Source organism: Globicatella sp. HMSC072A10 (assembly GCF_001811625.1).
In the GTDB taxonomy this organism is placed as follows: Bacteria; Bacillota; Bacilli; order Lactobacillales; family Aerococcaceae; genus Globicatella; species Globicatella sanguinis.
Genome location: NZ_KV805752.1, coordinates 55953 through 67370 on the forward strand (window position 1 = coordinate 55953; position 11418 = coordinate 67370).

The following is an 11418-nucleotide window of genomic DNA, read 5'->3' on the forward strand; positions in this document are numbered from 1 at the left end:
AGGCCAGGCGAAAACTTGATAAATTTAGTCAAGTTTATTGTGAGATAATTAAAAGCGCAGTGGTTGAGTAGGTCTCAAACAAGTCCTTATGACGCAGTTTGAGACCACTCAACTGTGCGGGGGGTGGACCTACGAAGCGGAAATCATTCGATTTTCTACTTCTGGTCAACTCCCTACTGTGCGGGGGTGGCCGACGAAGCGAAAATTATTCAATTTTGTGCTTCTGGTCAACTCCCAACATTAGAGCAAAAACAATTATTTACTACTTGGCATTTAATTCTACGATTTTAATAATCACTTCTGTCGCTTTGACCATTGATTCTACTGCAACAAATTCATAACGACCGTGCATATTTTCGCCACCAGCAAAAATATTAGGTGTCGGGATACCCATAAAACTAATTTTAGAACCGTCTGTACCACCACGAATCGGCTCAATGACAGCAGGAATATCTAATGCAGCGAAAGCCTCTTTAGCTAAGTCAACCGGACGCATATCTTTTTCGATAACTTCAGCCATATTATAATATTGATCCTTAATATCAACTTCAATGACTTCATAAGGATAGCGTTGGTTAATATCTTTGACTAATTGTTCAACAAACGCTTTACGTTCTTCAAATTTTTCACGATCATGATCTCGAATAATCAATGATAAAAGACCTTCATCGACAGTCGCTTCCATATTGGTAATATGATAGAAGCCTTCGCGACCTTCTGTTTGTTCAGGTACTTCTTTTTCAGGTAAACCATTCATAAATTCATTGATAATACCAATGGAATTGATCATTTTACCTTTAGCAGTACCAGGATGGATATTTTTTCCTGTGACCTTTAGCGTTACCCCAGCCGCATTAAAACTTTCGTATTCTAACTCCCCAACAGGACCGCCATCCATCGTATAAGCAAAGTCAACTGCAAAACCTTCCGCGTCAAAATGATCTGCTCCACGTCCAATTTCTTCATCCGGACCGAATGCTACTCTCACTTTTCCATGTTTAATTTCTGGATGAGCAATTAAATATTCTAAGGCTGTTACGATTTCAGCAATCCCAGCTTTATCGTCAGCTCCTAATAAAGTTGTGCCGTCAGTCGTAATAAGCGTTTGGCCTTTATATGGTGCTAAATTTGGAAAATCTTTGACTGACATTACAATTTTTTCATCTTCGTTTAAAACGATATCTTTACCGTCATAATTTTCATGAATTTGTGGTTGAACATTGACTGAATTAAAGTCAGCGGTGTCCACATGCGCGATAAAACCAATTGCTGGCAATGGTTCATCCGTATTAGCAGGTAACGTTGCCGTAACAAAAGCATTGGTAGGACTTAATTCTACATCTTCTAGACCTAATTGTTCTAATTCAATCACTAATAATTTTAATAAATCAAATTGAATCGCAGTTGAAGGAATAGTATCACTGCTTTCATCTGAGCGCGTATTAATTTTTGTGTACTTTAAAAGACGTTCTTTTGTTTGATTAAAAATATCGACCATAATTTAAACACTCCTATTCATATCTAAAAGGATTAATATTCAAATCAGTAGCTTGCACTGTAACCGGCCACTGTTTTTCATTTACTAATAATTGTATCACTTCGGCTACCTTTTTGGCAAAAATACTTTCTGTATAATGACCAACATCTACGGTCATCATTGAAATATCTTCTAAAGCCTGAGCTGTATGATAAGTAATATCACCGGTTAAGAAGACATCGACTTCTTGGTTGGCTACTGCTTCCATTAAACTCGAACCACTTCCACCAATAATCGCAATCGTTTGATAAGTTTCTTGAGGTGTTTTCTCAATAATAGGTAATTCATTTCGCTGATAAGTTTTCTTTAATAAATTTATTAAAGCTGGTCGGCTCAAAGGGGTAGCCAATTGACCGATACGACCTAAACCCGGTAATTCGTCGGTGGCCTTCACATCCAATTCTGTAATATTGATTAAACCTAATTGCTCAGCTAACCAATCATTCATACCATTATGGGCAATGTCTAAATTAGTATGCATCGCAAACACTTTAATATCATGTTTAATTAATTTTTCATAAAGTTGATTGGTAGATGACGATAAATCAAATCGTTGAATAGGTTTAAACAATAAAGGATGATGCGCGATAATCGTATCTACCCCAAGCTTAATCGCTTCGTCAACAACTGCATGACGAACATCTAAAGTGGTCATGATTTTGTTGACTGGTGCTTGTGGATCACCAAAATGTAAACCAATTGGGTCCCAATCTTCTGCCAAAGTGGGTGGATACAATTCATTCAAAGCATCGATTAAAATTTGAAATGTCACTTGTGTCATTTTAATTTAGCACTTCCTTAATTTGATTAATTTCCTCTTGCATTAATTGCACTTTAGGATGATCTGCCCCAGCTTTTTTAACGATTGATTGGTAGGTCGTCTCCAGTAATGACAGTTCCTTTTGCCATTTTTGATAAAAGGCAGCTGTTGGATCTTCTAAATTATATTTTCCAAATTGCAACTCATTAACCGTTAATATTTGCTTATGATAGTGATTTTTTTTAACAACCATAATTTCATATTCACGATGATGATCTTCTACCACCGTTTCATTAAGAAAGACAAACCCATTTTGATTGAGCCATTTTCTTAATTGATAGCTCGCCATATTAGGCTGTAAAACTAAAACCGTGTTTTCACGAATGACGGCCTTGTTTTCATCTAAAATATTACGAATTAAACTGCCACCCATTCCACAAATCGTAATAGCATTAATTTGATCTGCTTCAGTGATAACCGCCAAGCCATCCCCTTTACGAACATCAATGACTTCAGTAAGTCCTCTGGTTGCGACTTCGGCTTTAGCTGATTGAAAAGGACCTTCTACTACTTCGCCAGCAATCGCAAATTCAAGTTGCTTATTTAATGCTAAATGACAAGGCAAATACGCATGGTCACTGCCGATATCCGCTAAGCGAATCGCATCTTTTTGATAATGAACTAAAAATTCACATACTTTCGCTAATCTTGGTGATAATTTTTCAGAATTCATTTAAAATCCCCTTTTACTTTACTTACTTATTTATTGTATCAAATCGATTGCTTCAATAAAACATTTTACTCTTTATTTTATAACAATAAATAAAAAATGATCACCGTCTTAAAACAAGTCATCCATAGTATCACCTGCTCTAATTAGTAATCATTTTAAAGTTATATATAAACGTTCGTATTCTTATTGATAGTCTTGGCGAACAAGTATATGAATCCCATTATTATCCTTAATAAAATATTCTTTGGCTGATTGATTAACGATATATTCTGGATGAGTCTCGGTCGCTTCAATGAAACGGCGCCAGTCAGTCTCATCTTGAATCTTCACTATAAAGTGATTCAAACCTGGTGTATGAATGTCATGAATTTTATTCAATGTACCCGCCCATTTATTTGCAGCAATATGATGATGGTAGTCACCATTAGCTAACCAAGTCGCCTGATCTCTCATTGAAAACTTTTCGTCCATATCTAACATTTCTTTGAAAAAAACTTGACTTGCAAGCGAATTTTCGACTGATAAGTGAACGTGTCCCATTTTGGTACCTTTCGGCATCAAATAAGGATTTTTATCTTCTGCTATAGCTAATACGCCTTCAACATCCATCTCTTCAGTAATGCCAATAATCTTATCGCCTTGATAATTCCATACTGATTTAGGACGATCGTGATAAATTTCAATACCATTACCTTCAAGGTCTGCTAAATAAATAGCCTCACTATAGCCATGATTCGAAGCCCCTTGTATTGGTGCTTGAGCTTTGAGAATATGCAATAAAGCATCACCTAAATCTTTACGTGAAGGAACTAAAATCGCCAAATGATATAAACCATAGTAATGGCCTTTAGGTAAGTTAGTAGCAACTAAAGTAACAAGTGGTTCTTCGTTACCTTTGATCCCTAATTCAACTTTATTATCCTCTTCTTTTAATACCGATAAACCAATAATATGTTGGTAAAAATTTTTCTGTGCTTGTAAGTGTTTGGTGTTTAATACAACTGCTCCTAATCCTATCATTCAAATGCTCCTTTTAATGTGAATAGTTATATTAAAACAGATTAGTCTTTCCATGTCAATTAATACTAACTAGAAATAAAAAGTATTTTATGAGTGACTGCCACTACACAAGTTTCACTTAATATTATCGATTTTACTATCGCTTAACACCCTAACTTATTTTAAGTGTTAGATACAATAAGACATTAAAAAGAGGCTAAGCAAAATATTAAGACATTTAGCCTAGCCATCATTTGTTTATTAAAATTGCCGTTGTTGAGTGGCATCAAATTTTGTCTTAGGAAGTGGACCAGAAGTAGAAAATGAAATAATCTTCGCCTCGTCAGTTCACCCCCACTCAACCCCTGCGCTTTGAATTAAATAGTTATTCCTGAACAGAATTTAAAAATTTTTTGCTCAGCCTCTTGATGCCTACACATTGTGTGGGATTATCACACGAAGCTAATAGCACTTATTTTATACTGCTGACCCACTTCTAATAATCAACTATTATGACGGTGGATTCTTACATGAACATCCTATGCATTAATTCGTCATTTATTATTATGCTAATTTATCCATAATGCTTACCAGTTGAGTGAACATCGCATCATCATAAGGTGTATGGGAACCTAAGGCAACGATATGCAATTTAGCTTTTGGACAATGCCGTTGTAATTCATAGGCACCACTTAAGCGACAATCGACATCATAGCGACCATGTACAATATCCATCGGAATGTCTTGCAGCTTATCTACTCGATTCAACAAATAATTATCTTCTTCCCAAAACATCTTATGAGCAAAATAATGTGATTCTAATAAACCGATTGAACGATCACCTTTCGTAACGGGTTGTCTTAAATCTTTAGGATTTTGGACTAATTTAACAATAGCTGTTTCCCATTGACTCCATTCATAACACGCTTCGTCTCTGACCGATTCATCCGAATCAAGCATACGTTGATAGTACGCGGTTACTAAATCAACCTGTTCAGCTTCAGGAATATAATTTTTAAAACGTTCAAATTCTTCAGGATAAAAGTAGCCTGCCCCTTCTTGAAAAAGCCAATCAACATCACTTTGACGGCCTAAGAAAATACCTCTCAATATTAAATGTTGAACTTGTTGCGGATAATGAATCGCATAAGCTAAGGCCAAAGTAGTCCCATAACTGCCACCAAATACATACCATTGTTCTATTTGTAAGTATTGTCTAATTTTTTCAATATCAGCGACACTATCGAGCACGGTATTGTTTTCTAAACTCAAAAAAGGTTGACTTTGTCCGGTCCCTCTTTGATCAAATAAAATAATACGATATTTTTCCGGATTAAAGAAGCGACGTGAAGGTTCACCAACTGATCCTCCAGGTCCTCCATGGAGAAATAAAACCGGTTGACCCTCTGGATTACCACATTCCTCAATATAAAGAGTATGCGTCTCATCCACCTCTAAATAATAAACTTGATTGATTTTTGTATTCAAATAACCAGCCATCGTATCCCTCCTATTCCATAATGAGATGATTTAGTTGATAGCCTAAATTATCTAAGCGATTTTCAGCATCGTTTAATTGTTCGGACATCACGACAATGACCACCGGAACTCCTGATTCAACTTCATACAATAAAGCATCGTGAAGCATCCCCTCTTGCATTGCTTTCGCTTTTAAACCATAAAACAATTGATTATTTGCTAAATTATTAGCAATACCAATAGGACCATGTTGTGAATACATCGTCAAAGCTTCTTGGTTAATTTCTTCATCAAATAATACCCCTTGGAATAAAGCTAGTAATAAATTTGCTAAATCACTCGCTGATGTTTCATTATATTGATTAACGGTCCCAGATAATTCCGTCGCCATATTGTTGACCAAAGTCGTTTGAATAAAACCTAACTCTTGAATTTGTTGATTTACTTTTTCAAGGCCACCTAATGATTCAATTAATAGATCGGTTGCCATATTATCATGAGATTGTAGCATTAATTGAACCAGTACTTTTAAACTATAGCTTTTATCCTGTGGTAAATTAGCTAAAGTACTTCCTGGAATAATTGCTTGTTCAGCAATGTTTACCGTATCTGCTGCAGTTATTTGTTTGGTTTCTATTTGATGAAAATATACTGCTGCAATAAATAATTTTATTAAATCATCGGCCGGTAATACTTCCGTCGCATCTTCTGAAGAAGAAAGTTGACGGTTAGCCGCTTGTACAAAAATGGAACTTGTTTTTGACTGTTCTTTAATAATGCTTATTTGATCCACTATTAAACTTTTCGTTTGGTCGTTAAACTCCGCAATCATATTGGAAGATGATTGTTCTTCGAAACTTTGATTAATTTCTGGCCAAGAGACTTCCGTATCAATAATATATTTTGTTTCTGAGGTACTAGAATCATTAGCCTCTGTTGTCTGATTGGTTTCATTAGCTTCGCTTGTTATTGACGTCATCTCGGTTGCCTCAGTTGTTGTGATGTCTTGAGCCTTGATAGGTTTCTCATTACTAACAATCCATAATGTTAGACTTAAAAATAAAAAAGTAAACTTATTCATGATTTTGATACTCCTTACGTTCCCACCATTCATATTGATGAGGAATCGTGTTATTTTCATCTAAAATACCCGCTACTACTTTGACTAATTGCCACTCCGTTTCATCGATGGCTGGCATAAAAACATCACTCGGAAATTCTCTTTCAATCAACGTTCGGATAATTTGATCGGCATATGGTAAAAATAGCTTAAAAATATCAGCACCACCAATAACCATTAATTCTTGATCTTTAGCTAGTTCAAGTCCTTCCTCTAAACGATGAATAACCGTTAACCCTTCAATGTTTTTTCCATAATTTAAATCGCGCGTCATCACTATTGTTTTTCGACCAGGTAATAGTCGTTGACCCATCGATTCAAATGTCTTACGCCCCATTAACATCGTATGTCCCATGGTCGTTTCTTTGAAAAATTTTAAGTCATTAGGTAAATGCCACGGTAATTGATTTTGATAGCCAATGCCGCCACGTGATTCTTGAGCATAAACAAAACTAATCATTGTTCTTTTCCTTTCTTAAACTGCAATCGGTGCTTTAATCGCTGGATGAGGATGATACCCTTCCAAACGAATCGCATCCGTTTCAATTTGGTCAAAGCCATTGAATCGATCAATAATCAATGTCGGTAAAGCTTTCGGTTCTCTTGTCAATAATAACTTTGCTTGTTCAAGATGATTTTGATATAAATGAGCATCACCTAAAGTATGAACAAACTCTCCTACTCCCAGTCCAGTCTCTAATGCAATTAAATGTGTCAATAACGCGTAACTTGCAATATTAAATGGTACCCCTAAGAAAATGTCGGCGCTTCGTTGGTAAAGTTGACAACTTAATTTTCCATCAATCACATAAAATTGAAATAAAGTATGACAGGGCGGTAAAGCCATGGTTGGAATATCTTCTGGATTCCAAGCGGAAACAATTAAACGCCTAGAATCAGGATTTGTTTTAATTTGTTTAATAACATCTTTAATTTGGTCAAGTGTTTCACCATTGCGTAACTCCCATTGGCGCCATTGTTTACCATATACATCACCAAGTTCACCATATTTATCAGCAAACTTAGCATCTGATAATATTCTTTCTTGAAATAGTTTCATTTGGGTATCATATTCCGCTTTAAACGAAGCATCTTCCAAGACTCTTAACCCAAAATTTGTCATATCTGGGCCTTGATAGTCTTCACTTTTAATATAACGTTCGAAGGCCCATTCATCCCAAATATGATTATTGTGTTCCAAAAGATATTTAATATTGGTATCGCCTCTTAAAAACCATAATAATTCACTTTTAATTAATCCAAATGGCACCCGTTTGGTTGTGACCATTGGAAAACCTTCATTTAAATCAAAACGCATTTGGTATCCAAATAAACTATAGGTTCCCACGCCAGTGCGATCTCCTTTAAAATGTCCATTTTCTAATACTGATTGGACAAGTTGTTGATATTGTTCCATAATAATGCTCCTTTTAATTTCTCGTTGCTAATTCCTCTTGTCTTTCATATAAGACCATCAACGCTTCTTCTTTTTCTTCAAGTTCACGCTGTAAATCCATTAATTTGCCAGCATCGGTCGTGATAGTATTCATTTCTTGTTGGATTTCGTCTAAACGTATTTCCAATTGCTCAATTTCACTTGGCAATTTCTCTAACTCTTTCTTTTCATGATAACTTAATCTTCTGGTTTTCGGTTGATGATCATTCTGACTAGCAACCGTTTCTTGTTTCGGTTCTTCGTCTATTTTAACAGTAGCTTTGGATTCATTATTAGTTTGTAAAGCGGCTTCTTCTAAATATTCAGAGTAACTACCCCAGTAAATATCATAGGCGCCATTTCCCTTAATATTTAACAAATAATCCGTCGTCTTATCTAAGAAATAGCGATCGTGAGAAACGACAAATACCACCCCTTCAAAATTAGCTAAATAATCTTCCAGTACAGTTAAAGTATCAATATCTAAATCATTGGTCGGCTCATCTAATAATAAAACATTTGGTTGCTGAATTAAGAGTGAAAGTAAATAAAGACGACGTCTTTCTCCACCCGATAAATATTGAATTTGTGTACCATGAGTATTTCTTGGAAAATTAAATTGCTCCAATAATTGAGAAGCACTTACTAATGAGCCGTCTTCACGTTTAAAATTATCGGCGATTTTAGTTAAATAATCCAATACTCTAACATCACTAGGCAGATCTTGATCAAGTTGTCGATAATAGGCCATACGCACGGTTTGACCCACTTGGCAAACGCCACTATCAAGCGCATGATAACCGGCTAAAGTATTCAAAAATGTTGATTTCCCCACACCATTTGCCCCGATTATGCCAATACGGTCTCCTTTAACAAAATTCTTAGTATACCCTTCAATCACTTTTTGCCCATTGATAGAGATGGCAATATCTTCTAATTCAATGACACGATTCCCAATACGCTGTTGTTGGAAGTCAAATTCTATTCCTTCAGCTTCTTGATGACGATTCGCAATATTTCCTTTTAACTCCTCGAAACGATCGATACGAGCTTGTTGCTTAGTGGTACGAGCTTTAGCGCCTTTTCTCATCCAAGCTAATTCTTGTTGAAATAATTTATTCTCTTTTTCTTGTACTTTTTGATTAATGGCTGCTTGTTCTGCCCGTTTTATGACATAGGTTTCATAATTCCCAACATATTCAGTTAGTTTTCCATGACGTAATTCAACAATAAAATTAACTGCACGATCTAAAAAATAGCGGTCATGAGTTACTAAAAGTAAGGCGCCGGGATAATTAGCTAAATATTTTTCTAACCATTGAATACTTTTGACATCTAAATGGTTTGTTGGCTCGTCTAAAATTAATAAATCAGGGGATTCAATTAATACTTGGGCAATACCAATTCTTTTTTGCTCACCACCAGAACACTCCCCTACTCGTCGTGATAAATTGGTTAAACCTAATTGTGATAAAATAGCTTTTGCTTTTACTTCTATATCCCAAGCATCTTTTAAATTCATTTCATCACTAACGCGCGTAAATTGAGTTAATAAATCCTCGTCCATTGGATTAGCTTCTAATTGCTCCCGGATTAACTCATATTGTAATAATAGTTGAATGTCTTGAGCTTGGCTATCATAGACCGTTTCTAAAATAGTTTTATTAGGATCCAGTTCTGGATGTTGATCGAGATAAGCTATGGTATATTGATTTGGCTTAGAAATAGTCCCACTATCATAATTATCTAAGCCAGCAATTACTTTTAATAATGAGCTCTTCCCTGTCCCATTGGGACCAATTAAACCAACGCGCTGTCCAGTTCTAATTGACCAGTCAATTTTATCTAATAATGTTTTAGTACCATATGTTTTGGATAATTGTTCAATCTTTAATTCTTTCATGGGCTTCTCCTCGTTTTTTATTCTTGTTCATTATATCATAGTTTTACTTTAATAATGAATGGTATTAGTTTAAGTAAACGTTACAATATGCTATGATTATTGTATTAGAAAAGGAGTGTTGTTATGAAAAAACATCGTAATAAAATTATGTTTTTCGGTTTCTTTATTAATATGATTCTTTTTGGTGTATTAGGTACGACTGGTGTCATTAATATGTATACCAGTACGGCTTTAAGTAGCATTACAAACGTCATGTTGGCATTATTTTTATTTGGTGATCACCTTAAGGAAGAATGGGCTCGCTTTAAAACACAAACAACCTTGAAGAAAATCCTTTGGCTTTCCTTTCTTTTATTTATCATTAACATCTTCGCTAGAACTATTTTAATGACCCTTTTTGAACCTTACTTAGATTTGGAATCATTAGGAATGAACCAACAAGCATTAGAAGAAATGCAAACTCAAATCAACCCTTTATTATTTATTTTCTTTACCGTTATTTCAGCACCTTTAGTTGAAGAGTTAGTCTTTAGAGAGTCTTTAAACGGTTGGGTCAATAAAGCGAACCGCGGACTAGTCGTTATCATGTGGATTGTTTCTACTCTATTATTTGCGGGAGCCCATGTGCTTTCTTTACAAGACTTTCTTATTTATTTACCTTTATCGATTTCTCTACTTTACATGTATGTAAAATTTGACCGAAATATTTGGGGCTCCATTAGTTTTCACTTTGTTAATAATGCCTTATCAGTCATCTTAATGTATTTAGTGCAATTAATACCCCAAGAGTTATTAGAAGAAGCGGCTACTGGATTTATCCAATTATTTAAATAATTAAAAACAGCTTGGACGATTTGAGCAAGAAGTATAAAATCGAATAATTTTCGTTTCGTTCGCCAATTCGTCCTGCATCAAAACGTTGTTAGCTAACTAGTTATTGAACCACCATTAACTACCTCTTAAACAGTGAGCAATATATTTAACAAAGGGATCCCAACTTTTTTATTTTTGACCGAACTTTATTATTAAAGTTCTTTATGAGGTTATATAGATTGATGGTTAACCACATGGTATGCTGGTTCGTTAGGATCAAAAGAAAAAGCAACTACTTCAAACGAGTAGTTGCTTCTTTTTAATTCGCGATTATTTTTTCACTTCACGGTGTAAAGTAATTTTGCGATCTCTTGGGCAATATTTCTTAACTTCTAAACGGTCTGGGTTATTACGTTTATTTTTGTTTGTTAAATAGTTACGTTCGCCACACTCTGTACATTCTAAGTTAATGTTTACGCGCATTTTGTTCCCTCCAAACTGTTTGGTAATTTGTTTCATCGAACAGTACCAAACAATTATAACATTGTCTATTTTTAAAAACAATACATTTTCAGAAAATATTGTAACTTTCAGCAAGTTTCCTTAAGCTGGCAAATTTCAAGTTTAAATTAGCCAGCG

11 protein-coding genes are annotated in these 11418 nt (G+C 35.0%); 1 reads left to right on the forward strand and 10 read right to left on the reverse strand.

Features of this window, described 5'->3' with window-relative positions:
- Positions 1–262 precede the first annotated feature (262 nt).
- From pepT to HMPREF2811_RS07220, 9 genes are all read right to left on the reverse strand, one after another.
- Positions 263–1498 (reverse strand): peptidase T, encoded by a 1236-nt coding sequence (pepT, locus tag HMPREF2811_RS07180; RefSeq protein ID WP_071408750.1) that lies wholly within the window; start codon positions 1496–1498, stop codon positions 263–265.
- Positions 1499–1511: 13 nt separating this feature from the next.
- A complete protein-coding gene (locus tag HMPREF2811_RS07185) occupies positions 1512–2318 on the reverse strand; it encodes a Nif3-like dinuclear metal center hexameric protein (protein WP_071408751.1) in 807 nt (268 codons plus the stop codon).
- A 1-nt stretch (position 2319) separates the two neighbouring features.
- Complete coding sequence (locus HMPREF2811_RS07190; RefSeq protein WP_071408752.1) at positions 2320–3030, reverse strand: tRNA (adenine(22)-N(1))-methyltransferase; 711 nt, start codon at positions 3028–3030, stop codon at positions 2320–2322.
- A gap of 183 nt (positions 3031–3213) precedes the next feature.
- Positions 3214–4050, reverse strand: coding sequence for a VOC family protein (locus tag HMPREF2811_RS07195; RefSeq protein ID WP_071408753.1), 837 nt, complete (start codon positions 4048–4050; stop codon positions 3214–3216).
- A 543-nt stretch (positions 4051–4593) separates the two neighbouring features.
- Positions 4594–5529, reverse strand: coding sequence for a prolyl aminopeptidase (gene pip / locus HMPREF2811_RS07200; protein WP_071408754.1), 936 nt, complete (start codon positions 5527–5529; stop codon positions 4594–4596).
- A gap of 10 nt (positions 5530–5539) precedes the next feature.
- Positions 5540–6589, reverse strand: coding sequence for a serine hydrolase (locus HMPREF2811_RS07205; protein WP_071408755.1), 1050 nt, complete (start codon positions 6587–6589; stop codon positions 5540–5542).
- The gene (locus HMPREF2811_RS07210; protein WP_071408756.1) at positions 6582–7088 is read right to left on the reverse strand and encodes a dihydrofolate reductase; all 507 of its coding nucleotides are present in this window, start codon (positions 7086–7088) and stop codon (positions 6582–6584) included. The genes HMPREF2811_RS07205 and HMPREF2811_RS07210 overlap by 8 nt, the downstream gene beginning before the upstream one ends.
- A 15-nt stretch (positions 7089–7103) precedes the next feature.
- Positions 7104–8045 (reverse strand): thymidylate synthase, encoded by a 942-nt coding sequence (locus HMPREF2811_RS07215; RefSeq protein WP_071408757.1) that lies wholly within the window; start codon positions 8043–8045, stop codon positions 7104–7106.
- 13 nt (positions 8046–8058) lie between these two features.
- A complete protein-coding gene (locus HMPREF2811_RS07220; protein ID WP_071408758.1) occupies positions 8059–9966 on the reverse strand; it encodes an ABC-F family ATP-binding cassette domain-containing protein in 1908 nt (635 codons plus the stop codon).
- A gap of 123 nt (positions 9967–10089) precedes the next feature.
- Between HMPREF2811_RS07220 and HMPREF2811_RS07225 the strand changes: the two genes are divergently transcribed.
- Positions 10090–10800 carry a CPBP family intramembrane glutamic endopeptidase gene (locus HMPREF2811_RS07225; RefSeq protein ID WP_071408759.1) on the forward strand — a complete coding sequence of 237 codons (711 nt, stop codon included), beginning with the start codon at positions 10090–10092 and terminating at the stop codon, positions 10798–10800.
- A 309-nt stretch (positions 10801–11109) separates the two neighbouring features.
- Here the strand turns inward: HMPREF2811_RS07225 and rpmG are convergent, their stop codons facing one another.
- On the reverse strand, positions 11110–11262 hold the full coding sequence (gene rpmG, locus HMPREF2811_RS07230) for a 50S ribosomal protein L33 (protein ID WP_066125827.1): 153 nt from the start codon (positions 11260–11262) through the stop codon (positions 11110–11112).
- Positions 11263–11418 lie beyond the last annotated feature (156 nt).